We start from the raw sequence: 24,854 nt of genomic DNA, 5'->3' as shown, positions 1-24,854 counted from the left end.
ACGGGAGCGGCTGGCCTCAGGGGGCGGTCGGCCGGGAGGGGAGGGCCGCGGCCGGGGGGAATGCGGCCTGGCCCAGGGCGAGATGGGCCGCGCCCACGAGGCCGGCCACGGCCGAGCTGTCCTCGAGGAGTTCGAGGGACACCCGGGCCAGGGGCAGGCCCTGGTTCTCGGCGAAGCCGGCGAAACCGGCGGCCATGGCGGCGAAGGAACGGGCGTCGAGGCGATTGGCCCGCGACCCCAGGACCCGGATGACGGAAAGGGGCCGGTGGCGGGACAGCTCCCCGGCCAGCATGGCCAGATGCGCCCCCATGACGCCGAAAACCCGGCCGGCATCCCGGCGCAGGGCCGCATCGCCGTGCTCCAGGGCTTGGCGGAAAAAGGGGATGGCCGCCTCGTGGGGCAGGCGGTATTGGCGCAAAAGCCCCAGTTCCCGGGCGGCCAGGGCCGGGCCGAAATGGGACAGGGCCGGATGGAGCGTGGCGAAAAACGCTTCGAAGGCCGTGTCCGGATTGTGGCGGGTGATGAGCCAGCCGTATTCGTGGAAACCCGGCGCGGCGCGGCCCTGCCCGTCCAGCCGGTGCACGGACGGGCAGGCGCCCAGGCGCAGGGACAGCAGGTCGCCCGGTTCGCCGTTTGGCACCGCTTCGAGCGCCCCGCCGTGACGATAGGCGAAGACGGCCTGGGCCAGGCCGTCGTTGACCACGGCGGCAGGCCGGCCGGGCAGGAGCTCCCGGGCCAGGCGCCAGGGCCAGGCGGCGGCGTCGGCGAGCCGCTCGGCCGGGCAGGCGGCGAACAGGCCGCAGCCGGGGACGGCCAGGACCGTGCCGCCTGCCACCGTGGCCGCGATGCTCAGGCCCACCGCCTCGATGGCCGAGCCCGCCGCGACGGCCAGGATACCGAGGCGCAGCCGCAGGCGGTGGATCAGGGCTTCCAGGCACGGCCCCGTCTCCGAGGGCCAAGTTTCCAGGTGTTCCAGGCCCCGGACCTCGAACCGGCCGTCCGGATGGATGCGCACCAGGGCCAGGCGCGTGAGATGCTGGCCGATGTTGACGGCCAGGGCCAGGCCCGGCCGTGGCGGCGCCGGGGCCGTGACCGGGCTTGGTGGCGGGGGGGCCTGGCGTTGGCGCAGGCGCGTGGCCTGCCTGGGGTCGTCGAAGACGGTCAGGCCCGTGCCGTACACCCGCCGGATGAGGCCGTGTAGCGCATCAATAGGCATGCTGGAGAAGCGCCCCGGGTGCAGCAGCAGATGGCCCTCCAGGGCGCTGCGGACTTCCCGGGCCGTTTCCCGGTGGGGAGTGCGGATGGCGATGGCTTGGGCGCCGTGGACGCACAGGATGTTGTTGGCCAGGGCGGCGACGTAGCGGCCGGCCAGGTGGCGCTCGGCCGGGTCCGGATGCAACGGCAGGCGCAGGTGTTCGCGCAGGGGCGGCAGCTCCCCCCGGTCGAACCAGAGTTCCACGGGGACGCTTTCCCCGGCGGGCAAGGCGGCGAATTCGCGGTGCCAGGCGGCCAGGTAGGGGGAGACGGCCGTACCGGCCCGGAAAAGCCGTGTCGCCGGCGTGTGGAGCATGACGGTCGCCCTCTCGGCCGGGGCCGGCTGGTTGTGCGTGCGCGAAAGCCTCCGCGCGCGGGGCCGCACGCGGTATCCTCCACAGCGTCGGCCGGCAGTCGGCGTTGGTTACCGATGGGCAAGCAATGAGAGCAATGCAAGGGGCAGGGTCGGGCCCGGCGCAGGGTGCTCCGCTGGCGGGCCGGGACCAGGCCGGGAAGCGCGGGTGCTAAAGGACCGGCACCAGGTCGGGAAGCGTGGGGGGAAAGGCCCGGAACCAGGCCGGGGAACCTGGGCGGAACAGGGCCGGGGCCGGCCGGGAAGCCTGGGCGCAACGGCCCGGAACCAAGCCGGAAACGGCGGCGGGAAAGGAGCCGGCCGGGGGCGTTAGGCGGCGGTCTTGTTGTCGCCGGCCTTCTGCTCGATGAGCGCCTTGGCCCGCATGGCCAGTTGGCTGACGTCGGGCTTGGAGATCTGGTCGTCGGCGCCCACGGCCTCGCCCTTGTGGCGCAGCTTGTCGGTGATAAGCGACGAGAACAGGATCACCGGCAGGCGCTTGAGGAGGGGGTCGTCCTTGATGCGCTTGGTCAGGTTGTGGCCGTCCATGGCCGGCATCTCGATGTCGGCCACCATGACGTGGACGAAATCGGTCAGCGGCCGGTGCTCGGCCTCGGCGTTGGCCTTGATCTGCATGAGCAGTTCGTAGGCCTCGCGGCCGTTCTGCACGGCCGTGACGTCGAAGCCGGCCTTGTGCAGGAGGTCCTTGAGCATCTCGCGCACGAGCACCGAATCGTCGGCCACCAGGGCCCGGTAGCGGCTGGAGGAGCTCCATTCGATGCTCATGTCCAGGCGCAGGCCCAGGTTGGGGTTGAGGTCGGCCACGATCTTTTCCAGGTCGAGCAAAAAGACGATGCGGTCCTCGAGTTTGACCACGCCGGTGATAGAGTCGCCGCTCATCTTGGACACGTAGCGGTTGGGCGGCTCCACCGCTTCCCAGCTCATGCGGTGAATGCGGGTGACGCCGGTGACGAGGAAGGAGGTGGTGACGTTATTAAATTCCGTGACGATGACCTTGGGCGCGTCGGTTTCCTGGCGGGTCTTGTCGAGCCACACGGACAGGTCGACCAGGGGAATGATGTGGTTGCGCAGGTTGAAGGCGCCAAGCACGCTCGGGTGGGAAACCTCGGGCATGGCCGTGACCTTGGGCAGGCGGATGATTTCCAGGACCTTGGCCACGTTGACGCCGTAATAGCCCCTGTAGACCCCCGAGGCCTCGGGCGCGTTGCCGGTGAAGGTGGAGGCGGACGGCTCGTCGATGTAGAACTCGACGATCTCCAGTTCGTTGGTGCCGGCTTCGAGCAGGATGTTTGTCTGGGCCATGGGGTTCTCCTGGGAGCGCCTTTTCGGCTAAAACGATTCCAGCACCTTCTGGACGCGGTCAATTATTTTTTTGGGGGTTGAAGCCCCGGCTGTCAAGCCGATTGTTCGCTTGCCGGCGACCATGTCCGGGGTGAGCTCGTCGGCGGTTTCCACATGGACGCAGTCCGTGCCGGCGGCCCGGGCCACCTGGGCCAGGCGGCGGGTGTTGCCCGACTCCCGGCCGCCCACCACGACCATGAAGTCCACCAGGGCGGCCATGTCCATGGCCTCCTGCTGGCGGTTCATGGTGGCGTTGCAGATGGTGGACAGCACGGTGAGGCCGGCGCCGAAGCGCTCCTTCAGGTAGTCGCGGATGCGCAGGAACTCCTGTTCGTCCTGGGTGGTCTGGGCGGCCAGGAAATAGGTCGGGCCGTGGGGCAGGTCCAGGCCGTCGAGCTCGGCCATGGAGCCGAAGACGTGGGCGCCGGCCGTGGCGTAGCTTAATAGCCCCTTGACCTCGGGATGGTCCTCCTCGCCGAAAAGGAGCAGCACCTTTCCCTGCCTGGCCTGGGCCGAGATGAGGGTCTGGGCCTTTTTCACCTTGGGGCAGGTGGCGTCGACGATGGTGGCGCCCCGGGCTTTTATGGCCTGGCGCACGGGCTCGGGGATGCCGTGGGCGCGGATGACCACGGTCGCCCCCGGGACGATGGCCGCCGGGTCGTCGACCACGCGCACGCCTTTGGCCGCGTATTCCTCCAGGACCTGCGGGTTGTGGATGATGGGGCCGAAGGTGAGGATAATCGGGGAGGCGGTGGCGCGGTCGGCCGGGTGGTCGATGAGCGAGGCCAGTTTCTTGAGCGCCAAGTCGACCCCCATGCAGAATCCGGCGGTCTGGGCGCGCAGCAGTTTCATCGGGCTTCTCCGGTGACGCCGGCCAGGGCGGCGGCCGCGTCGATGATGGCGTCGAGTGCTTCCCAGGATGTACAGTGACACAGCCGGTCGCGCAAGGCGCGGCAGCCCGGCAGTTCGCGCAGATAGCGGGGCACCACCGTGCGCATGCGCAAAAGCGCCCAGCGGTCGTCGGCATGTTCCCGGCACAGGGCGGCGTGGCGGCGGATGACGTCGCACACGGCCGGCAGGGCGGGCGCTGCCTGGCCATGACCCGGGGGAAAGCTTGCCGCGTGGCGGGCGAACAGGCGCGGGTCGGCCAGGGCCCCCCGGGCGTACATGACGCCCGCGGCCCGGGTTTCGGCCAGGCAGGCCAGGCCGTCGGCGGCGCACATGAGGTCGCCGCTGGCGATGACGGGCAGGGGCGAGGCGGCGACGAAGGCGGCCAGGGCGCCCCGGTCGGCCCGGCCGGAGAACCCCTGGCTGGCATGGCGGGGATGCAGGGCCAGCCAGGCCACGCCGGCCTCGGCCAGGGGCGCGATGAGGCCCAGGGCCGTGAAATCCGGCGGCTTGGGGCCCAGGCGCAGCTTGACCCCGACCCGGCCCGGCCCGGCGGCCGCGACCATGGCCCGGGCGCAGGCCACCAATCGGTCGGGCTCGGCCAGCAGCGCCGCCCCGGCCCCGGTCTTGACCACCTTGCGCACGGAACAGCCGCAGTTGAGGTCGAAGTAGGCGTAGCCCTCCCCGGCCAGGGTTTCCACGGCCCGGCGCAGGAAGTCGGGCTCGGCCCCGAACAGCTGCACCACCAGGGGCGTGTCGGCGGGGTGGGTGGCCAGAAGGCGCTTGGTGTTGCGCGCATCGTAAAAAAGCCCCTTGGCGCTGACCATTTCGGTCACGGCCACGGCCGCGCCGAGCTCCCGGCACAGCAGGCGGAAGGGCAGGTCGGAAAAGCCGGCCAGGGGCGCCAGCCACGGCGCGTCCGGTGTGATGGGCAAGGGCTGCATGGGTTACAATCCTGGGCGCCCTGTATCCCAAGCCGCGGCCGGGGGCAACGGGGCGCACCGGCCCCGCTGCCCCGGCCGGACCTCACAGACGGCCGTGGGTCAGGCCCAGGATGCCGACCACGATGAGGTAGATGGCCACGATGAAGTTGAGCAGGCGCGGCATCACCAGGATCAGGATCCCGGCGATGAGCGCGATGATGGGTTGCAGTGAAAAAGACATCTGCATACCTCCTCCTTGGGTGAGTGGCGCGCCTGTCCGGATGGGGCGCAACGAAAACACTCTACTACGGAAAAGCGGGGTGTGGAAAGCCAAAGCGCAGTGTTTCCTCTGCCTGCATCCGAGTTCCGGGGCGCATTGGTTCGCCGGGCTGCCTGTCCGTGTTGTGGCGGCGTCGGGGCATGGTTGCGCGCCGAGGGTATTTTTCGTATGCATCGAAGTATTCCAATCCCGCCGTACCCGGGCGCAACACGCCGCACGCGCCCGCCTCCGGCCACCCGGCGCGCGTCCACCGACGTCCAACCGCCGCCACGCAAGGAGCTTCATGACCTCTTCCGTCCCCGGTCGCCCCGCGCCCTCCGTTCCCCTTATCGAGCAGGCCCTGGCCCCGTTTGTCCGCTTCAGCCAGGTGGAGGCTTCGGGGGGCATCGTGCTCATCGCCTGCACCGTCGCCGCCCTCCTCTGGGCCAACTCGCCCTATGCCCCGGCCTATTTCGCCCTGTGGGACAGCCACGTGACCGTGGGCTTCGGCGACATGGTCCTGTCCAAGACCCTGCTGCACTGGATCAACGACGGGCTCATGGCCGTCTTTTTTTTCATGGTGGGCCTGGAAATCAAGCGCGAGGTGCTGGTGGGGGAGCTCAATTCCCCGCGCCAAGCCGCCCTGCCCGTGGCCGCGGCCATCGGCGGCATGGCCGTGCCGGCGGCCATCTACGCGGCGCTCAACACCGGCCAGGCGTCGCTTGCCGGCTGGGGCATCCCCATGGCCACGGATATCGCCTTCGCCCTGGGCATCCTGTCGCTTCTGGGCAACCGGGTGCCGGCCAGCCTCAAGGTCTTCCTGGCCGCCGTGGCCATCGTGGACGACATCGGCGCGGTGCTGGTCATCGCCGTGTTCTACAGCGGCGACCTGTCGCTTTTCGCCCTGGTCGTCGGCGGGGCCATGTTCGTGGCGATGCTTACGGCCAACGTCATGGGCGTGCGCCACTCGGGCGTGTACCTGATCCTGGGCACGGTCCTGTGGCTGGCTTTCCTCAAATCCGGGGTCCACGCCACCATTGCCGGCGTGGTCGCGGCCATGGCCATTCCGGCGCGCACGCGCATCGACGGCGAAACCTTCGCCGCCAAGGCCCGGCGGTTGCTCGGCTGCTTCGAGCGGGCGGGCGGCAACGGGGAGCCGCTTTTGGCCAACAAGGCGCAAATGGCCGCCCTGGATGCCATCGAGGAGGCCTGCCGCAAGGCCGGCGCGCCGTTGCCGCGCATCGAGCATGCCCTGCACCCGGTGGTGGCCTACGGCATCATGCCGGTCTTCGCCCTGGCCAACGCCGGGGTGGCCTTAAGCGGCGAGGCGGCCCGCTCCCTGGGCGAGCCCGTTTCCCTGGGCATCATCCTGGGCTTGGTCCTCGGCAAGCAGTGCGGCATTTTCGCCGCCTGCCTGGGCATGTTCAAGCTGGGGCTCACGGCGCCCCAGGCCGGGGCGCGGCTCGGCCATTACTACGGGGTGGCCTGCCTGGCCGGCATCGGCTTTACCATGTCGATTTTCATCGCCGGCCTGGCCTTCGGTGACCAAGGTGCCCTGGACGCCACGGCCAAGCTGGCGGTGCTGGTGGCTTCGACGATTTCGGGCCTTCTCGGCTACCTGGTGTTGCGTTCCCAGGGCGGGTCCGACGAAGCGGCCGAAGCGGCCTGCGCCGCCGAGGCGGCCGGGCCCGAGGCGGCCTGCCCGGGCGTGTCCGGCCCCTGCCGGGACGCCTCGTGATGCGCCCGTGAAAAGGATACATGCTCCTTATGAATGCAGGCGGGACGGCGACGGGACTTGCGGGGAAACACTCTGCAGCGGGTTGGAGAAACAACATGTTCGGGATGACCACAGTATGGGTAACGGTCGGCATGGCCGGGTTACTGCTTGCTTCACCCATGCTCACCGAGCCTGCCGCCGCTTGCTCAAGAATTTTATGGAATACGAATAAGCAGGCTGTCATTGTCGCTCGGTCCATGGACTGGAGTGTGCCTTTCGGCGACAGGCTCGTGCGTAATCCCCGCGGCATCAGCATGCAAGGCTGGGTGGGAACGCAGGCTGCAACCTGGGTTTCCCGATATGGCAGCGTCGTCGTGGTTCCGTATGAATTCAGCGTAACGTACCAGCAAAAAATCAAGGATGACCAAGCCGGGGCCAAGGCTGGAGATCCGCTGGTGGATGGTAGTTCGGAAGGGATGAACGAAAAGGGACTTGCCGTGCATCTGCTTTATTTAGGTGCAACGAAGCATGGAGAACAAGACACGGACAAGCCCCTCGTCCATCCGGCCCGCTTGCTGCGCTATGTCTTGGATAATTTTGCATCCGTAAGCGATGCCGTCGCTGCCCTTGAGAATATTCAGATTGTCCCCGGCTCCCCCTTTCCGGAACATATGGCCATGGATGACGCCACTGGAGATTCGGCGATTATTGAATTTATTGAAAACAGGATGGAGGTCCACCACGGACGGCAATATACGGTATTGACCAACGATCCGATCTATTCTGCCCAGATGGAGAATCTGAAGCGGTACAAAGCCTTTGGTGGCACGCTTGAAGAACTTCCCGGCGGCATTGAACCCAGTGATCGCTTTGTCCGGGCTGCGGCATTTCTGCAAACCCTTCCCGAGCCTCGGGACAAAACCGAGGCCGTAGCCTATCTGAAGAGTGTTATACGGAATGTTTCCGTGCCATTCGGAGCCGTTTACCGTTCATTGCCGGCATCATCGACATATCCAACCTGGTGGACGTCCATTTCTGATTTGACAAACCGCATCTTCTATTTTCACATGACGTGTAGCTTGAATGGCATGTGGGTGACATTGAGGGATGAGGATTTTGCAGCGGGAAAGCCAATACGTGTTCTCGATCCCCGCCAGGCAGATCTCGTCGGAGATGTGACGCATAAATTTGAACCGGCAACGACAAGGACACAAGATTGAAGCAATGAGGGTTTTTTCTTTGTCGCTTGTCGAGGCAGGAATACGGTTCAACCGAGAAGTGTGGAAGAGATTGATTGGGATACGGAAACTTGGACAATCAGAGACTATTGTCTTTTTCTCGCCACCGGGGCTTGCCCCGTTGGGCAGGGTCGCAAGATGGCCGCCGGGGCGCCTTTTTTTCAAGGCCAGGATGTTTTCGCCCTGCTTGGCATGGTTCAGCCAACGCGCGGGTAGTCTGCGCGACAGCCGACCTTGAGGACCGCTTTTTCAGAGGAACGGTCCTCCGTTGAAAAGGATCACTCGGTCCCGATGCCATGCAGTGGAGCCAGAGCCAAATGACGGCTGCCCGCACAAACCCAAGAGACGAAGTCCCCCCCTCGGGCCGGTTCCCGGCTGCGGCCGGACCTCCAGCCTCGGGCCGGTTTGCCGCTCCGGCTTAGAGCCTCGGGCTGGTTTGCCGCTGCGGCCGGGTTTATAGCCTCGGACTGGTTTGCCGCTGCGGTCGGGCTTATAGCCTCGGACTGGTTTGCCGCTGCGGCCGGGTTTACAGCCAGTGGCCGGTTTGCCGCTACGGCCGGGCGAATAACTTTGGGCCGGTTCGCCGCTGCAGCCGGGCTTAGAGCGTCAGGCCAGGCCGGGCCCAGGCCGCCTGGCGCACGCCGGCCAGGCCCTTGAAGCACTTGCCGGCCCGGATGCCGGCCAGGGCCGCTTCGGGGTCGGGCACGGCGCAACCGGCCAGGACGTCGATGCCAAAGCGAAAAAGCGACGGCGCAAAGGGGGTGCTCGGCCCGAGCATGACCACGAAGGCCTCGTCGCGGCAGTGGGACAGGATGCCGGCCAGGCTGCCGTTAAGAAGCGTCGTCCCGGTCACGGCCACCACATCGGCCTGGGGCAGGATCTCCCCGGCCTTGGAGGCATCCACGTCGCCCGGGCGCGGGCGCTTTTCCAGCACCCAGACCTGGCCGCAGACCCGGCGCAGGTCGTCGACAAAGGGAAAATGGCCGATGACGGCCACCTTGGCGCCCGTGCCTCTGGCCAGCACGATGTCCTGGCCGGGGGTGTCCAGGGGTTGCTCGGGCGGCGGCAGCAGGGCGTTGACGGCGGCCATGGCCAGGGAGGCGGCGTCGGTGTTGGCGATGGCCGGATCGGCCAGGGCCGCGGCCAGTTCCCGGGCGCTTGCCGGCAGGCTGCCCCTGTCCGGCGCGGCCGGGGACAGGCCCGGGGCGATGTGGGAAACCAGGGAGGCCAGCCCGCAACAGCGCGCCGACACGGCGGCCAGGCAGGTGCCGGTGGTGATGTCGGTGATGGCCGCGTCGGGCACGGCGCGGGCGTCGTCGGCGATGGCCCGGAGAATGTCTTGCTGGGAATGGTGCGGCATGGTGAGGCTCCTTTGCCGGAAAAGACATGCTGCTCGGCGCAAGGGGAGGATAGCCTGGGAGCGGAATTTGTAGCGCCTCGGGCCAGGGCTGTAAAGCCGGGCCAGCCTGGGGGCTGAGGGGATCCGTGGATTACAACTTCTTAGGGTCTTGAGTATTTGATGTACAATGAGGCCGGCTTCGAGTAACGTTTCTTGCCAAGAATACATCCTTGCCAGGAATTTTTGTGGAGATAGGCATTTTTACTTTTACTATCGCCGTCTATTTGCTGATTATATTCAAGACGTGCGATGGCGACAGATGGAACGGCCGGCATAAAGAGAAGAAACAAGAAAGCGATTGGCTCGACCGCCTTTTCGGCAAGATCAAACGGCTTTCGATATGCAACAGGGTCAGCTTCACGGGCATGGTCGTCATTATGGCCATCTGCATTGTCGTCGAAGCCTGCCTGCTGATCCGGGTAAATTTTACGCGGCTTGAGGGCAAGCACTTGTCGTATCGTGTCCAGACCCAGGAAATACGCGACAAGTATTGACGCGCGCCGGCCGTTTCCACGGCAGGGCCGCGGCCGGGCACCCTTCACGGCGCCGCGGGCGCGCCATGGCCTCCCGGCCCGGTTCCCCTGGCCGGCCGGGGAGGGCTTTTGACAAACGCGGACACGCTTGGCATGATCCCCAAAGGGGTCGCGTGCCTGGGCCAGCCGGCTTGATCCGGGCGGCATCCCGAGAGAACGCGATGCAGCCAAGCACCACCAATTTTTTTTCCTGTACGGTCACCGGGGTACGCCACGGTGCCCTCCTCACCGAAGTATCGCTGGCCGCGCGCAGTGGCCACGAACTGGTGTCCGTCGTCACCAGCGAGAGTTTCGACCGGATGACCCTGGCCGCGGGGGCCGGCGTGATGGCCCTGATCAAGCCGGCGGAGATCCTGGTCGGCAAGGACGGCGCCCAGCCGCGCCTCACGACGCGCAACAATTTCCTGGGCAAGGTCGCGGCCATCCGCAGCGACGGCGTGGCCGTGGAAATCATGGGCCAGCTGGAGGGCGGCACGCCCATGTGCGCCCTGGTGACCGCCAAGTCGTTGGAAAGCCTGGGCATCCAGGTCGACGACGTCGTGAGCTTCCATTTCAAGGCCTTCCAGGTGATCCTAAGCGCCGAATAAGCGCCGCCCTGGCGCGCGGTTGCATGTGAAAAGCCCCGCCAGGCAAGGGCCGTGGCGGGGCTTTCGCATGCCGAGGGGAGCGCCGGGCGTTGCCGCTAGGACACGCCGAGCAGCGCCTGGGCGAAGTCCTGGCCGACGAAGGGGCGCAGGTCTTCCATCTTTTCGCCCAGGCCCACATAGGTGATGGGCACGCCGAAGGACAGGGCGATGCCGACCACCACGCCGCCCTTGGCCGTGCCGTCGAGCTTGGTCAGGATGATTTCGTCCACGCCGGCCGCCTCGTTGAAGAGCTTGGTCTGGGACAGGGCGTTCTGGCCGGTGGTGGCGTCGAGGACGAGCACCGAACGGTGGGGGGCGCCGGGATGTTTCTTGCCCACGACCCGGTTGATTTTCTTGAGTTCTTCCATGAGGTTGGTCTTGGTGTGCAACCGGCCGGCCGTGTCCAGGTAGAGCACGTCGTAGCCGCCGGAGAGCACCTTGTCCATGGCCTCGAAGGCCACGGCCGCCGGGTCGGCGCCCTCGCCCTTGCTGTAGAAATCCGCGCCCACGCGCTTGGCCCAGATCTGGAGCTGCTCGATGGCCGCCGCCCGGAAGGTGTCGCCGGCGGCGATGAGCACCTTCTTGCCGCGCATGATGTCGCGGTGGGCCAGCTTGGCGATGGTGGTGGTCTTGCCCACGCCGTTGACGCCGATCATCATGACCACTTCCGGCGGGTTGATGGCCTTGATGGTCTTGGTGGCCCGGAAAATCTCGGACAGTTCCTCGCGCAGGATATCCTTGAAGGCGGCCGGGTCGGTGACGCCGCGCTTGCGGACCTTGTCCCGCAGCCCGGACATGAGCTTGGCCGCCGGCTCGAAGCCCACGTCGGCGATGAGCAGGATCTCTTCCAACTCCTCCCAGAAGGCCTCGTCAATGACCTTGTGGTGGCCAAGCAAGCCGTCGATGCGCTTGACGATCTGTTCCTTGGTCTTGGCCAGGCCCTCGGAGAGCTTGAGGAACAGCCGGTTGCGCTCGTCTTCCTCGTCTTCCAGGTCCAAAGCCAGGGCCAGGCGGTATTGCAGTTCCGAGCGGAACAGCTCCACCTCGTCGTACTCCATGACCGCGATCCAGTCGGCGAACTTGGTCACGAAGGCATCGGCCTCGGCGGCCGGGGCCTCGAGGCTGGTAAACAGGAAGCGCAGCCGCTCCCACAGGTCCGGCCCGGCCGTTTCCACGCCGGCCAGCAGGATGTCGAGCCAGGCCGAGAGCTTGGGTTCGGCCTGGCGCAGCTCGAGGATCAGCGCGTTGCGCCAGGGGGCCGTCTCGTCCGGCGCGGCGGTGGCCGCTGCCGCTGGGGCCGGTTTTGCCGGGGGTGTCGCCGCCGGGGGCGGGGGGGTGTCGCGGCCGGGAGCCGCTGCCGCCGGCTCGGGCGCAACCGGGGAACCGGCCGTTGGCGCGGCGACGACCGGGGCATCGGCCCGTTCGGTGACGACCGGGGAATCGGCCGGTGCGGCAGTGACCGGGGAACCGGTCGCCTGGGCCACGGCCGGGGAGCCGGCTGTCGGTGCGGCGGCTGGGGCTGTCTGGGCCGGGGCCGGTGCGGCCGGGAAAACGGTGGGTTTGCCGGGTGCGGCTGCGGGCGGGGCCGCTTGTTGGGCCGGGCGCGGCGCCATGGCCGGCTCGCTTCTGGCCGGGGTGGGGGAAACGCTCTCCCCGGCAGCGGGAATAGCCGGCGCCACGGCCAGGCCTGACTGGGCCGCTTCGGGCTCGTCGGCCGGTGCCAGGGAGGGCGCCGTCGCCGCCGCGAGGCTTTCCCGGCCCGGAGCGTCGGCGACGGCTTCGGGCGCGGCCTCGGCCGGGGTTTCGACGGGCGCGGCGGTTGTCGCGGCCGGCGCCTCTTCCGATTTCCAGAATTTTTTCAGCTTGGAAAAAAAACCCATGGGGCAGGCATCCTTGTGTTCGGGAAGGGGATTTCGTCGTTGCGCGCCGAGCGACGCGCCGGACAGTATAGCCGGCAAGCACTTCCGGCGCAACCGCCAACGTCCACCGCCAATGTCCGCCCCGTTCCGAAGACAGGAAGGGAAGCCGGCAACCTCAGTTTTCCAAAAACAGCAGCGTGGTGGCCGTGGCGGGGGGCGAATGGAGCCCGCCGCGGACACAGCGGACCCGGTTGTCGGGCCAGGTCTTGTTCGTGACCGAGGACTCCCCGTAATAGAAATGCACGTGCCAGGCATACGTCCAGTTGGCCGTGGTGCCCGACCAATAGGTCGTTTGGGCTCCCTGGAAAACGGGGTCCAGGACCGGTGGGGTGCGCGCGTCCACGACCAGGCTTTCCAACTCACGCTTGTTGGGCAGCCGCCAGTCGGTCTTGCCGGCCGTCGTGCGGGCCTGGCACCAGGCCAGCGCCTCCTTCCAGTTCATGGCCGAGGCGCTGGCGGCCTGCTCCCAGGTGAGGCCCGTGCTCGAATCCGTCACCGTCTGGTCAAGGTTGTCGTGAAAGGACGGCTGCGGCATGGCCTCGCCCCTGACGCAACGGAAGTGTTCCTGGATGGTTTGCGGCCCGTAGCTCGATGCGCCGAGGATGAAATCCACGAACCAGACATACCCGCTGGAACCGAGCCGATCCGTGTCGGTCCAGTACGCATCCTTGGCGCAGGTAAACACGGGGTCGATGGGCGGGTTGACGTACCCTGCGTTCACAAGGCCGAGCAGGTCCCGGCGCGAGGGCAGCCGCCAGTCGTCGAACCCGCCGAGGCCGAGGGCCTGGCAATAGGCACTGGCGTCCTCCCGAGTCCGGGGAACGTTGTCATAGGCCTGCTGCCAGCTGAGTCCGGTCACCAGGTCCGAGACGGTGCCGTCGCCGTTGTTGCGATACGACGGCGGCCTGGCCTGGTAGTTCGCATCCTGGCCGTAATAGTCCTGGCCCGGGCCGGGGCAGGTAATGATCAAGGCGGCGTTGTAGCAGGTTGTCTGGCCGGTGTCCGGCAGGAGGGAGGCGTTGCTTGTGGCGGCGCCGCACCAGGCGAGAGCGGCAAGGATCAGGGAAAGGAGCGACAGTCTGCAAAGACTGGGGCAGCACTGCTGACAGGATCGTGTGTGCATGCTATTCCCTCGCCTTGTTGCTTATGCAAAACTATTTATTACTACAAGTAGATCGCCCCTCCGCTGTGGATAAGACCGTTCCCACTGCGTACACCATTGGCCGATTTCGACGTGTCGGTCAAGCCCCCCTTTTTCAGGGGCCGACTTTCCGGGTGCGGCGCTGGCCTGAAGCTGGGGGCAAAGGCCTACGCGCCGGTTGTGGTCGGCCGCCTCCTTGTGGCAAGAAAGGGACCGCCCATTGCCGGCGCGGGCCGCGCCAAGGCCGGCCGGGACGCCAAGGAGGACGCGCTGCCGTGACGCTTCTGGAACGACGCCGCATCGAAGCGGCCCTGCTGGCCGAAACCTATGCCGTGCTCACCGACCGCCTGGGTCGGGAGGCAGCCCTGGCCGCCATCGAGGCCATCGTGGAAAAAGCCGCCCGGCAGGCCGGCCGGGCCTTTGCCGCCGCCGCGCCCAACGGGCCAAGCCTCGACCATTTCGCTTCGGTCGCCGAAACCTGGCAGGCCGGCGGGGCGCTTACCATCGAAAACGTCGCCCGCCGGGGCGACACCTTCTCCTTTGACGTCACCCGCTGCCGCTACGCCGAGGCCTACCGGGAAATGGGCCTGCCCGAGGAACTGGCCAGCCGGATTTCCTGCCTGCGTGACGGCGCCTTCGTGGCCGGCTACAGCGACAAGTTGCGCCTCACCCGCCCGGAGACCATCACCTCCGGGGCGCGGCGCTGTCCCTTCACCTTTACCTGGGAAAACGCATGAGCATACGGCGCACCACCGTCCTTTCGGCCCTCGGCGGCGGCCAGGGCGCGGCGGAAATCCGCGTCATGGGCTGGGTCCGCACCCGCCGGGACGCCAAGGGCTTCTCCTTTCTGGAAATAAACGACGGCTCCTGCCTGTCCAACCTGCAGGTCGTGGTGGACGACACGGCCACGGGCGCCGGCCTGGTCAAGGACCTGGGCACCGGGGCCAGCGTTAGCGTCCTCGGCGAGCTCGTGCCGTCGCCGGGCAAGGGACAGCGGTTCGAACTGCGGGCCACGTCCCTGGAAATCCTGGGCCCGGCCGACCCCGAGACCTATCCGCTCCAGAAAAAACGCCATTCCGACGAATTCCTGCGCACCATCGCCCACCTGCGGCCGCGCACCAACAAGTACGGCGCCATGCTGCGCCTGCGCTCGGCGCTGGGCCAGGCCGTGCACCGCTATTTCGCCGTAAACGGTTTCGCCTGGGTCCACACGCCCATCATCACCGGTTCGGACTGCGAGGGCGCGGGCGAAATGTTTCGCGTCACGGCCCTGTCCGACGCCGAGGCCGCCCTGCCGGCCGCGGCCCGGGCCGAGAAGGACTTTTTCGGCAAAAACGCCTTCCTCACCGTCTCCGGGCAGTTGACGGCCGAGCCCCTGGCCTTGGCGCTCGGCAAGGTCTACACCTTCGGCCCGACCTTCCGGGCCGAGCACTCCGACACCTCGCGCCATGCCGCCGAGTTCTGGATGGTCGAGCCGGAGATGGCCTTTGCCGACCTCGAGGACAACATGGACCTGGCCGAGTCGCTGCTCAAGGACCTCGTGACCGGGGTCCTGCGCGAGTGCGCCGAGGACTTCGGGCTTTTCGCCAAGTTCGTGGACCCGGGCCTGCCCGAACGCCTGGCCGCTTTCGTGGCCGAGCCCTTTGTGCGCCTGCCCTATGCCGAGGCCGTCCGGATTCTTCTTTCGGCCAAAAAGGACTTCGCCTACCCCGTGGGCCCGGGGCTCGACCTGCAAAGCGAGCACGAGCGCTACCTCACCGAGGAGCACTTCCGCCGCCCGGTCATCGTCTACGACTATCCCCGGGCCATCAAGGCCTTCTACATGCGCCAAAACGACGACAACGAGACCGTCGCGGCCATGGACGTGCTGGTGCCGGGCATCGGCGAGGTGGTGGGCGGCAGCGCCCGCGAGGAGCGCCTGGACCTGCTCGAGGCCCGCATCCGCGAACTGGCGCTGCCCCTGGAGGCCTACTGGTGGTACCTGGAAACGCGGCGTTTCGGCACGGTGCCCCATGCCGGCTTCGGCCTGGGCTTCGAGCGGGTGCTCATGCTCGTCACGGGCATCGGCAACATCCGCGACGTCATGCCGTTTGCCCGCACCTGGCGGCATCTGGAATTCTAGTTTCCGCCCGCAGCCGGGGGCGGCAACCGGGCGCGGGCCGGTTGCCCGGACCTGGCGGCATCGGGGATTCTCGTTTCCGTCCGCCCCCGGGGGCGGCAACCAAGTGCGGGCCGCTTGCCCGGACCTGGCGGCCTTTGCCAGCCTAGTATCCGTCCATAGCCCGGGGGGGCGCCGCCGGCAGGTGCACGAAGAAGGCGCTCCCCTTGCCCGGGCGGGATTCGACCCAGATGCGCCCGCCGTAGTGGCGCACGATCTGGCGGCAGATGGCCAGGCCCAGGCCCGTGCCCTTGGCTGCCTCATGGATGGTGTCGCCGCGGCCGATCTGATGGAATTTTTCGAAAATGGAGTCGAGTTCCTCGGTGGGGATGCCAATGCCGGTGTCGGCCACGACGATGCGCACCGCGCCGCCGTCGCGGGCAAGCTCCAGGCGCACCTCGCCGGCCGGGGTGAACTTCACCGCGTTTTGCAACAGATTGGAAACGACCTGGATCAACTGGTCCGGATCCATGAACAGGTCCGGGACGTCGGCTGCGGCGGTGAAGCGGAAGGCGACTTCCGGGCGCTGGTCGAGCAGCCCTTCGATGGTCTTGGCCGCCTTGGCCAGGACCTCGGCCGGGGCGAAGCGGCTGTCGCGCCATTTCATGCTGCCCGATTCGATGCGGCTTAAGTCCAGGACGTCGTTGATGAGCCTGGTGAGCCGTTCGGCCTCGCCGAAGACCACGGCCAGGTTGTCGGCGATGCGCTTGCCCTTGACGGCCAGGGTGGGGTTGTTCCCGGCCAGGGGCAGGAACTGCTCGGTGAAGTCGCGGCCGATGAGCTTGGCGAACCCCAGGATCGAGGTCAGCGGGGTGCGCAGTTCGTGGGAGACCGTGGAGAGGAACACGGATTTCATCCGGTCCAGTTCGCTCAAGCGAATGTTGGCCTCGGCCAGTTCCATGGCTTGCAGGCGCAGGTCGCGCGTGCGCTCCTCCACCTCGATTTCCAGGCGCTGCCGGTGCTCGGCCAGGGCTTTTTCGGCCTTGTGCCGGTCGGTGACGTCGCGGATGGCCTCGATGCCGCCGACGATGTGGCCGGTCTCGTCGCGCAGGGCCACGGCCTTGGCCCAGACATGGCGCGGCCCGCCGGGCAGGACCGCCAGGGTAACCTCGGCGATGATGGCATCCTCGGCCAGCTCGGCCACGGCATACCGGTCGTCGGGCCGGGTCACCGCCCCCCGGGCGTAGTCCACGAGCAGCGGCGTGGCGTAGCCGTAGAAAGGCTCCCCGTAGGCGAAGTCGGCTTTGCCGAGCATGTCCACGGCGGCCACGCCGGTGAGTTTTTCCATGGCCTTGTTCCAGAAGACCACCGCGCCGCCCGCGTCCACAACCATGGTGGGGTCGGGCAGGAAGTCGATGATGTCGGCCAGGCGCCGGTCGCGTTCCTTGACCCTGGCCTGGGTCCGGCGCAGTTCGCCGATGAGTTCGGACTGCCGGTAGGCGCGCAGGGCCATGGACGAAAGATGGTTGGCGAAATGGCGCAAGGCCTGGCAGATCTTGGCGAAGCGTGCCCGCGGCATGCGGGGGACGCGTTCGAGGGCCTGGCGGAAGGCCGTTTCGTCGGCGCCGATGGCCCGGCCGTAGGCCAGGATCGACTCGAGGTCCGTCGATTCGTCGATGACTTGGCCGACGAGCCAGGTGGCGATGTGGCGGCCCCCGAAAAAGATGCAGGTCGCGCCGTCGAGCAGGCCGGCGCTCAAACACCGGGTGATGGTCGGCGCCTCGCTACGGGTACGGCCCAGGGTGGCGTCGGAATGCCGGCAGTTGGCCAGCCCCTGGGGCGTGGCCCGGATAATGTCGCGGCAAAGGGGCGTGAAGTGGCTTGGCCGGGTGATGGGCCGGCCGTCGGGGTCGGTGATGAGGGAGGCCACGTCGGCCGCCTCGGCGAAGGCGTCCTGGATGCGCTGGATGTCGTCGAGGGAAAAGATGTCTTCGAAACGGATGGCGTCGTCACCGGCAAGGGCCGCAGTCGAGGTCGGGTGGCTGTTGCGGGCCTCGGTCGGGCGCGAAGGGGGGGGCGGTGGCCCATCGTCCGGTGCGTTGCTCATGTCCCCTCGAATGGCTGCGGCGGTGCCGTGATCCGAGTATAATCGAAAAAAGGCTTTTTTTCCAACAACTATTTCACGAATACGCACCCGTCATGCCGCACTTCGCGGGAATCGGGCGCGCGTCGAGACAAAGGCCTGCCCTATGGACACGGATGGGGTGATCGCCGGCTACGCGCGTATCGCGGACTGGTTCCTGGCCAGGCGGCACGCGGGTGAGCCGCCCATGGAGCGGCCGTACCTGGAAGCGGTGCTGGCCGGTGTTCCGGCCGGTGGGACGGTGCTGGACCTGGGCTGCGGCGGTGGCGAGCCCATGGCCGGTTTTTTTTGCCGCCACGGCCGCCGGGTGGTGGGCCTGGACGCGGCCTGGCCGATGCTGGCCGCCGGCAGGCGGCGTTTCCCGGACATGGCCCTCGTGGCGGCGGACATGCGCCGGCTGCCTTTTCGCGGCCGCTTCGAGGCGGTCGTGGCCTGGGACAGCTTTTTTCATCTGCCTTACGAGGACCAGCGGGGCATGTTCCCGGTATTCGGCGAACTCGTCGCCCCGGGCGGGCTGTTGCTTTTCACCACGGGGCCGGCCCACGGCCGGTCGGACGGGGTCATGGACGGCGTGCGTTTCGCCCACTACAGCCTTTCGGCCGAGGAATACGGCGCGCTGCTTGGCCGTTTCGGCTTCACCGTGGCGCTGCACCGGGTCGAGGACACGGCCTGCGGCGGGCATACGGTCTGGCTGGCCCGGAAGACGGCGCAGGGCCGAACGAACGGGGCAAAGGACGCCTGATCGGCCGTCCGGCCGCGTCGGCGGGCCTTATGCCGGAGGGAGAGCACAACGTCAGGTGTTCCTGTAGCTCTATAAAAATAGCAATATGATGATTGTCGCAGGTATTCCGCGTTTTAAACGGAATCGGCATGGGACAGCCAGGTGGGCGGGGCCGGGGCGAGGAGCCGTAGCCGGCGGCAAGGGACGGGGCGGCACCGGACGGGAAGGATGCCGCCCCGGACAGGACTAGTGTCACGTCCTCAAAATTCATCGATATGATTTTACGGGCATGAGCCCATGTTAACTCGGCAAACTCGTACCGACTATATCGACGAAAAACGAGGACGCGACACTAGTCGCGGGTCCAGTAGAGGATCTGGTTGCCGGCCTCGAGCACGGCCCGCAGTTCGCGTTCGCGGGTTTCGGGCAGGCCCTGGATGCGGATGGAGACGTCGCGGCGGGCGGCGTCGGTGCGGTCGTAGGACGACAGGATGCTGATGATGCGGGCCTCGTGGCCGCGCAGGGCGTCGAGGACGGGCTTGAGGCTGCCTTCGCCCGTGCCCAGGCGCAGGCCGATCTGGATGCCGCCCTGGTCGATGCCGGTGATGGAGACGAACAGCCGGAAGATGTCCGTGTCCGTGATGATGCCGACGACCTTGCCCGCGGCGTCGACCACGGGCAGGCTGCCGATCTTGTTGTCGCGCATGATCAGGGCCGCCCGTTCCACCGTGTCCGTGGGGCGGATGGAGAGCGGCGACTTGGTCATGATGGCCTTGAGCTTCATCTCCGAGAGCAGGTAGGTCATCTCGTACATGTCCAGGGTCGTGGCCGAGGACGGCGAGGCGGCCTTGAGGTCGCGCTCGGAGACGATGCCGATGAGTTTGCCGTCCTTGTCCACCACGGGCAGGCGGCGGATCTTCTTCTCCCGCATGATCCGGCCGGCCTTGATCATGGAGATGTCATCGGTTGCGGTCACGACGTGTTGCGACATCCAATCGCCGACAAGCATGTTTGGGCTCCTTGCGCTGCGGGTGGGATCATCGCCCGGCCCGATTCGTGTTGCGTCCCTGGAAATACGGTGGATATTTTAATATATAATTATTTAAATGTCTTGCCGTGAAAACGACCGCTTTTCCCCGGGCGGCGCGGCGCTCAAGCCCCGGCGGGCGCGGGGACGCCTTGGGGCGACCAGCGGCGCAACTGGTAGTAGTCGGCCAGCATGACGTCGAGGTCCTCGCGGGGCAGGACGCGGCCGTCGGGCAGGGGTTCGCGGTGCAGCCGTTCGGGCAGCCGGTCGTCTTCGGGGCGCAGGCCCTCGCGCAGGTTGAACAGCCGGGTCATGTCCGTGATGGCCGCGGCCCGCCGGCGCAGGGCCTCCTTGGAGCCGTCGAGGCCCGTGGCCAGGCGCACGACTTTTTCCAGTTCCTCCCAGGTGTAGAGGTCGCGGAAAAACCGGCACAGGATGAGCGTGTCGAAGATGGTCAGGCGGTCCTCGAAGTCGATGAGCAGCGCCGCCTTGCCGGCCACGGCGTCGGGCGGGATCATGCCGGAGAGTTCGGGCTTGTAGAAGGTGGTGCGCAAGTGGCAGGCCCCCCGGTCGGAGGTGGCGTAGGCCAGGCCCATGCCCTTGAGCACCCGGGGGTCGTAGCCCGGCGGCTCCATGCCCTTGACGTGGATGGCCAGGTCCTCCAGGCCCCACTCCCGGGCGGCGGCCTTGATGCCCTGGCCGAGCAGCGCCCCGATGCCCCGGCCGGCGACGATGTCGGCGATGAGGTTGGCCGTGCCGTCGGGGTCGTTGTAGCCGATGGGGTAGGACACCCGGCCGCGGGCGACGGCCTCCACGGTGAAGGCGCAGAGGTTGCCGGCGGAGATGGTGTCGCAGCCGAGCCGGTCGCACAGGTCGTTGAGATAGACGATCTCGGCCATGTCCTCGATCATGCACAGGCCGCCGAAGGCGTAGATGGTCTCGTACTCCGGCCCCTCCAGGGTCAGCCCTTGGTGGCGGCCCGAGGACAGGGTGGCCAGGCGGCCGCAGGACATGAAGCACTTGGCGCAGGCGTGGGCCGCGACCGCGTGTTCCTTGTGGAAGGTTTCGCCGGAGATGCGGTCCCAGTGGGCGCACGAGCCTTGCGTCCAGTACTTGGCCGGAAAGGCGCCGGCGGTGTTCATGAGCGCCACCATCATGGTGGTGCCCATGGCCTTGTAGGCCTTGACCCCCTTGTTCTCCAGGCCGGCCTTGGCGAAGGCGGCGGCGTGGGCGGAAAGCCCGGCCGGGTCGGCGGCCAGGCGCCGGCGGTCGCCCTGGAAGACGATGGCCTTGAGCTTCTTGCTGCCCATGACCGCGCCCACGCCGGCCCGGCCGGCGCAGCGCCAGCGTTCGTTGGCGATCATGGCCAGCCTGCAGAGGTTCTCGCCGGCCGGGCCGATGACCACGGCCCCGACCCGCTTGGCGTCCGGCCGGGGCAGGGTGAAGCGCTCCCGGGCCGCCGCGTCGGCGGCGTAGACGTCGAGGCCCCACAACGGGGCGGCGTCGTGGAAGTCGCAGCCGTCGGGGTGGATGGTCAGGCCCACCGGGGCGTCGGCGGCGCCGGAGATGACCACGGCGTCGAAGCCGGCGGCGTCCACGGCTTGGGGGCTGCGGCCGCCGGAATAGGATTCGGCGTAAAAACCCGTCTGGGGGGACTTGGTAAAAACGCCGAAGCGGCTGGCGCCCCAGGTCGGGCCGCCGCACAGGGGGCCGGTGGCGAAGATGAGGTGGTTGTCCGGGGAAAGGGGGTCGACGCCGGCCGGGTTGCGGTCGAGCAGCAGCCGGGTGGCCAGGCCCTTGCCCCCGAGATAGGCGGCGAGGTGCTCCGCGTTTGCCGCCTCGACGCGCGCCGCGCGGCGGGTGAGGTCGATGGCGAGGATGCGCCCGTAAAATCCGTGCATGGCCGCCTCCTAGATGCCCAGATAGGCCGACTTGATGTGCGGGTTTTCGAGCAGTTGCGAGGCCTCGCCGGAAAGCGCCACCCGGCCGTGTTCCAGCACGTAGCCCCGGTCGGACAGGCGCAGGGAATGGTTGACGTCCTGTTCCACCAAAAGGACCGTGGTGCCGGAATCGGCGATCTTGCGCAGGGTGTCGAAGATGGACTTGACCAGGATGGGGGCCAGGCCGAGCGACGGCTCGTCGAGCATCAACAGTCCCGGCAAGGCCATGAGCCCCCGGCCGATGGCCACCATCTGCTGCTCGCCGCCGGACAAGGTCATGGCCATCTGGCCCTGGCGTTCGAGCAGGCGCGGCAGCAGGGCGTGGACCTGGCGCAGGGTCTGGGAGCGCTCCTTGTAGGCCCGGGGGGTGAAGGCCCCGATCTCCAGGTTCTCGGCCACGGTCATCAGCGAAAAAAGCCGCCTCCCCTCGGGCACGTGGACGATGCCGCGCTCGACGATGCGCTCGGGCGGCAGGGTGTGGATGGGCTCGCCCTTGAAGCGGATCACGCCCGAGGACGCGGTCATCAGCCCGGAGATGGTCTTGAGCAGGGTGGACTTGCCCGCGCCGTTGCCGCCGATGATGCTGACGACCTCGCCTTCCTCCACGGTCAGCGACAGGTCGTTTATGACCTGGACGTCGCCGTAGGCGACATCGATGTGTTCCACGCTAAGCAGCGTCATAATCCCCCCCGAGATAGGCCTTGATGACGTTCTCGTCCCGGGTCACGGCTTCGGGCGTGCCTTCGGCGATCTTCTGGCCGAAGTGGATGACCACGACCCGGTCGGACAGGGCCATGACCGCCCGCATGATGTGCTCGATCACGAAAACGGTCACACCCCGGTCGCGCAGGCCCCGGATGACGGCGATCATGTCGTCGACTTCGGTGGGGCGCAGTCCGGCCATGACCTCGTCGAGGAGCAGCAGGTCGGGGCCCGTCGCCAGGGCCTTGCCGATCTCCAGGCGCTTGCGGTCGGCGATGGTCAGGCTGCCGGCCAGCCGGTCGCGCAGGTGGGCCAGGCCCAGGGTGGCCATGACCTCCTCGGCCTTGTCCCGGGCCTTGGCCGTGGAACCCGTGTGGAGGAAGGCCCCGACCATGACGTTGTACAGCACCGTCTTGGTGGCGAAGGGCTTGACGATCTGGAAGGTGCGGGCCAAGCCGATCTTGCACAGGTCCCAGGGCTTGCGGCCGTTTATGACCTCGCCCTTGAAGCGGATGGTGCCCTCGGACGGGGCGTAGACCCCGGCCACCAGGTTGAAGACCGTGGACTTGCCCGCGCCGTTGGGGCCAATGAGCGCCAGGATCTCGCCCTGCTTAATGTGCAGGTCCAGGGTGCTCACGGCGGTAAGCCCCCCGAAGTGTTTGGTGAGGCCGGTGATTTCGAGGATGTTGCTCATGCGGCTTCTCCCTTCGGGCCCGTGTCGCGGGTGATCTTTCGGGCGAGCTTGTCGTAGGCGGCGGCAAGGGGCGCGGTCAGGCCTTGCGGCTTATACAGCATGACCAGGATGAGGATCAGCCCGAAGATGACCAGGTGCAGGCCGGGCAGCATGTCGCTTAAGTAGATGCGGGTGAATTCGTTTAAGGGCCGCAGCACCAGCGCGCCGATGACCGGGCCGGCGATGGTGCCCCGGCCGCCGATGAGGGCGATAAAGGCGATCTCGAAGGACAGGTCCAGGCCCATGAGCCCCTTGGGATAGAAGTAGAGCATGAGCTGGGCGTAGAAGGTGCCGGCCAGGGCGGTGAAGAAGCAGGAGAGCGCCATGGACAGGAGCTTGCAGTTGGCCACGTTGACGCCAAGGGCGGCGGCCGCTTCCGGCTCCTCGCCGCCGGCGGCCAGGTAGTAGCCGATCTTCGAGCGGGAGATGAACCAGGTCAGGGCCAAAACGACCAGGAGCATGACGAGGATGATGTAATAGTACGGCAGCTTGGACATGAACTGGTAGTGCCAGAACGAGGCTTCCTTGAGCGGTATGAGCAGTCCCCGGGGGCCGTTGACATGCAGCGGACCCAGATAGTCGATGTTTTCCACCATGACCCGGATGCCCTCGGCGAAGGCGATGGTGCACAGGCAGAAATAGGCGCCGCGCATGCGGAAGGTGGGCAGGCCGATGATGACGCCGACCAGGGCGGCCAAAAGCCCGCCGACCAGCATGCCGATCCAGGGCGAGACGCCGTACTGCAGCGTCAGGATGGTCGAGGTGTAGGCGCCGATGCCGACGAAAACGGAATGCCCGAGGGGCAGCACGCCGGCGAAACCGCCCACCAGGTTCCAGGCCGTGGTCAGGTAGGCGTAAAAGAAAAGCAGGATGAGGATTTGCAGATAGGTGGGCGAGGTCACCACCAGGGGCAGCCCGAAGGCGACCAGGGCCGCCAGCGTCAGCAGCGAGGTGTCGAGTTGTTTTCGGCTCACGATGTCGCCTCCTACCAGTCCTGTTTGTTGCCGAAAAAACCCGAAGGTTTCACGAACAAGATGACCAGGAAAATGGCGTAGATGATGGCTTCGGTCCAGGTCGAGGCCATGAACTGCGAAAAGACCGATTCGATAAGGCCAATGACCAGGCCGCCGAGCAGGGCGCCGGGAATGCTGCCCAGCCCCCCCAGGACCACGATGATGAACGCCCGGATGTCGAAGACAACGCCCACGGACGGATAGACGTAATAAAAGGGGATGAGCACGCAGCCGGCGATGCCGGCGATGGCCGTGCCCAGGCCAAAGGCGATGTTGTAGACCTTGTACTGGTCGATGCCCATGAGGTTGGCCGCCTCGCGGTCGAGGCTGGTGGCCCGCAACGCCATGCCGATCTTGGTCTTGCGCATGAAAAGGGCCAGCCCCACGGCGGTGGCCACGGCCACCACGAAGCCGGAAAATTTCGGGATCGAGACGATGAACTGTCCCAGGGCGAAGGACTTGTTGGAAATCGCCGTGCGAACGGTGCGGTATTCCGCGCCGAAAAGCATCAGCGCCAGGTTGTCGAGGACATACCAGACACCTGTGGTGACGATGATGACCGTCAGCGGTTCGCGGACCTCCCGTTCAGCCCGAAACACGGGTTTGATCACCACGTCCTGGAGGAAGTAGCCGAAGAAATAGAGGATGGGGGGGACGATTAGAAGGGCCAGGTACGGGTGGATGCCCGTGAGCTTGATCAGCCAGTAGGCACTGAACATGCCGACCATGAGGAGCGAGCCGTGGGCGAAGTTGACCACCTTCATCACCCCGAAGATCAGGGTGAGTCCCAGCGCGGTCAGCCCGTACATGGCGCCCATCATGATGCCGTTAATTGTCGCCTGAATCACCGCGGTCATGCAGCCTTC

Annotated in this window: 22 protein-coding genes; 6 read left to right on the top strand and 16 right to left on the bottom strand. The window is 67.1% G+C overall.

Annotated elements, in window-relative coordinates:
• Nucleotides 1-16 precede the first annotated feature (16 nt).
• The 5 genes from ACP59X_RS13350 to ACP59X_RS13330 form a co-directional block, all read right to left on the bottom strand.
• Nucleotides 17-1,570: a hypothetical protein gene (locus tag ACP59X_RS13350; RefSeq protein WP_428559091.1), complete on the bottom strand. Its 1,554-nt coding sequence runs from the start codon at nucleotides 1,568-1,570 to the stop codon at nucleotides 17-19.
• Nucleotides 1,571-1,936: 366 nt separating this feature from the next.
• Complete coding sequence (locus ACP59X_RS13345) at nucleotides 1,937-2,929, bottom strand: chemotaxis protein (protein ID WP_428559089.1); 993 nt, start codon at nucleotides 2,927-2,929, stop codon at nucleotides 1,937-1,939.
• A 27-nt stretch (nucleotides 2,930-2,956) separates the two neighbouring features.
• Nucleotides 2,957-3,820: a 4-hydroxy-3-methylbut-2-enyl diphosphate reductase gene (gene ispH, locus ACP59X_RS13340; RefSeq protein WP_428559087.1), complete on the bottom strand. Its 864-nt coding sequence runs from the start codon at nucleotides 3,818-3,820 to the stop codon at nucleotides 2,957-2,959.
• Nucleotides 3,817-4,800, bottom strand: a complete 984-nt coding sequence (locus ACP59X_RS13335) for a tRNA dihydrouridine synthase (protein WP_428559085.1) — start codon at nucleotides 4,798-4,800, stop codon at nucleotides 3,817-3,819. Before ACP59X_RS13335 ends, ispH begins: the two co-directional genes overlap by 4 nt.
• 82 nt (nucleotides 4,801-4,882) lie before the next feature.
• Nucleotides 4,883-5,026, bottom strand: coding sequence for a DUF3096 domain-containing protein (locus tag ACP59X_RS13330; RefSeq protein WP_428559083.1), 144 nt, complete (start codon nucleotides 5,024-5,026; stop codon nucleotides 4,883-4,885).
• Nucleotides 5,027-5,342: 316 nt separating this feature from the next.
• On the opposite strand from ACP59X_RS13330, the gene nhaA reads away from it, so the two are divergent.
• Both nhaA and ACP59X_RS13320 read left to right on the top strand, forming a co-directional pair.
• Nucleotides 5,343-6,776, top strand: coding sequence for a Na+/H+ antiporter NhaA (nhaA, locus tag ACP59X_RS13325; protein ID WP_428559080.1), 1,434 nt, complete (start codon nucleotides 5,343-5,345; stop codon nucleotides 6,774-6,776).
• A 95-nt stretch (nucleotides 6,777-6,871) separates the two neighbouring features.
• Nucleotides 6,872-7,975, top strand: a complete 1,104-nt coding sequence (locus ACP59X_RS13320) for a linear amide C-N hydrolase (RefSeq protein WP_428559077.1) — start codon at nucleotides 6,872-6,874, stop codon at nucleotides 7,973-7,975.
• Between the two features lie 616 nt (nucleotides 7,976-8,591).
• Here the strand turns inward: ACP59X_RS13320 and ACP59X_RS13315 are convergent.
• Nucleotides 8,592-9,353 carry a Rossmann-like domain-containing protein gene (locus ACP59X_RS13315; RefSeq protein ID WP_428559075.1) on the bottom strand — a complete coding sequence of 254 codons (762 nt, stop codon included), beginning with the start codon at nucleotides 9,351-9,353 and terminating at the stop codon, nucleotides 8,592-8,594.
• Nucleotides 9,354-9,493: 140 nt separating this feature from the next.
• On the bottom strand, nucleotides 9,494-9,841 hold the full coding sequence (locus tag ACP59X_RS13310; RefSeq protein ID WP_428559072.1) for a hypothetical protein: 348 nt from the start codon (nucleotides 9,839-9,841) through the stop codon (nucleotides 9,494-9,496).
• Nucleotides 9,842-10,086: 245 nt separating this feature from the next.
• On the opposite strand from ACP59X_RS13310, the gene ACP59X_RS13305 reads away from it, so the two are divergent.
• A complete protein-coding gene (locus ACP59X_RS13305; protein WP_428559070.1) occupies nucleotides 10,087-10,512 on the top strand; it encodes a TOBE domain-containing protein in 426 nt (141 codons plus the stop codon).
• A gap of 95 nt (nucleotides 10,513-10,607) precedes the next feature.
• Here ACP59X_RS13305 and ftsY read toward each other — a convergent pair whose 3' ends face one another.
• Together ftsY and ACP59X_RS13295 are read right to left on the bottom strand one after the other, a co-directional pair.
• Nucleotides 10,608-12,164: a signal recognition particle-docking protein FtsY gene (ftsY, locus tag ACP59X_RS13300; RefSeq protein ID WP_428569894.1), complete on the bottom strand. Its 1,557-nt coding sequence runs from the start codon at nucleotides 12,162-12,164 to the stop codon at nucleotides 10,608-10,610.
• 421 nt (nucleotides 12,165-12,585) lie between these two features.
• Complete coding sequence (locus ACP59X_RS13295; protein WP_428559068.1) at nucleotides 12,586-13,593, bottom strand: Lcl C-terminal domain-containing protein; 1,008 nt, start codon at nucleotides 13,591-13,593, stop codon at nucleotides 12,586-12,588.
• Between the two features lie 293 nt (nucleotides 13,594-13,886).
• On the opposite strand from ACP59X_RS13295, the gene ACP59X_RS13290 reads away from it, so the two are divergent.
• Nucleotides 13,887-14,348: an L-2-amino-thiazoline-4-carboxylic acid hydrolase gene (locus ACP59X_RS13290; RefSeq protein ID WP_428559066.1), complete on the top strand. Its 462-nt coding sequence runs from the start codon at nucleotides 13,887-13,889 to the stop codon at nucleotides 14,346-14,348.
• Nucleotides 14,345-15,733 carry an asparagine--tRNA ligase gene (gene asnS, locus ACP59X_RS13285; protein ID WP_428559064.1) on the top strand — a complete coding sequence of 463 codons (1,389 nt, stop codon included), beginning with the start codon at nucleotides 14,345-14,347 and terminating at the stop codon, nucleotides 15,731-15,733. Before ACP59X_RS13290 ends, asnS begins: the two co-directional genes overlap by 4 nt.
• 142 nt (nucleotides 15,734-15,875) lie before the next feature.
• Here the strand turns inward: asnS and ACP59X_RS13280 are convergent, their stop codons facing one another.
• The gene (locus ACP59X_RS13280; protein WP_428559062.1) at nucleotides 15,876-17,816 is read right to left on the bottom strand and encodes a sensor histidine kinase; all 1,941 of its coding nucleotides are present in this window, start codon (nucleotides 17,814-17,816) and stop codon (nucleotides 15,876-15,878) included.
• A gap of 142 nt (nucleotides 17,817-17,958) precedes the next feature.
• Between ACP59X_RS13280 and ACP59X_RS13275 the strand changes: the two genes are divergently transcribed.
• Nucleotides 17,959-18,594 (top strand): class I SAM-dependent DNA methyltransferase, encoded by a 636-nt coding sequence (locus tag ACP59X_RS13275; protein WP_428559059.1) that lies wholly within the window; start codon nucleotides 17,959-17,961, stop codon nucleotides 18,592-18,594.
• Between the two features lie 331 nt (nucleotides 18,595-18,925).
• Here ACP59X_RS13275 and ACP59X_RS13270 read toward each other — a convergent pair whose 3' ends face one another.
• From ACP59X_RS13270 to ACP59X_RS13245, 6 genes are all read right to left on the bottom strand, one after another.
• The gene (locus tag ACP59X_RS13270) at nucleotides 18,926-19,582 is read right to left on the bottom strand and encodes a CBS and ACT domain-containing protein (protein ID WP_428559057.1); all 657 of its coding nucleotides are present in this window, start codon (nucleotides 19,580-19,582) and stop codon (nucleotides 18,926-18,928) included.
• A gap of 143 nt (nucleotides 19,583-19,725) precedes the next feature.
• Entirely contained in the window at nucleotides 19,726-21,501 is a 1,776-nt protein-coding gene (locus tag ACP59X_RS13265) for an aldehyde ferredoxin oxidoreductase family protein (protein WP_428559055.1), read from the bottom strand.
• Between the two features lie 9 nt (nucleotides 21,502-21,510).
• Nucleotides 21,511-22,221 (bottom strand): ABC transporter ATP-binding protein, encoded by a 711-nt coding sequence (locus tag ACP59X_RS13260; protein ID WP_428559052.1) that lies wholly within the window; start codon nucleotides 22,219-22,221, stop codon nucleotides 21,511-21,513.
• On the bottom strand, nucleotides 22,208-22,936 hold the full coding sequence (locus ACP59X_RS13255; protein ID WP_428559050.1) for an ABC transporter ATP-binding protein: 729 nt from the start codon (nucleotides 22,934-22,936) through the stop codon (nucleotides 22,208-22,210). Before ACP59X_RS13255 ends, ACP59X_RS13260 begins: the two co-directional genes overlap by 14 nt.
• The gene (locus tag ACP59X_RS13250; protein ID WP_428559048.1) at nucleotides 22,933-23,949 is read right to left on the bottom strand and encodes a branched-chain amino acid ABC transporter permease; all 1,017 of its coding nucleotides are present in this window, start codon (nucleotides 23,947-23,949) and stop codon (nucleotides 22,933-22,935) included. The genes ACP59X_RS13255 and ACP59X_RS13250 overlap by 4 nt, the downstream gene beginning before the upstream one ends.
• An 11-nt stretch (nucleotides 23,950-23,960) precedes the next feature.
• Nucleotides 23,961-24,845, bottom strand: a complete 885-nt coding sequence (locus ACP59X_RS13245; RefSeq protein ID WP_428559046.1) for a branched-chain amino acid ABC transporter permease — start codon at nucleotides 24,843-24,845, stop codon at nucleotides 23,961-23,963.
• Nucleotides 24,846-24,854: the final 9 nt, after the last annotated feature.

Origin of the sequence: Solidesulfovibrio sp. DCME (genome assembly GCF_049995385.1) — a bacterium.
Taxonomy (GTDB): domain Bacteria; phylum Desulfobacterota; class Desulfovibrionia; order Desulfovibrionales; family Desulfovibrionaceae; genus Solidesulfovibrio.
The sequence above is the reverse complement of the archived record's forward strand: the minus strand, read 5'-3'. Positions and strand labels throughout refer to the sequence as shown.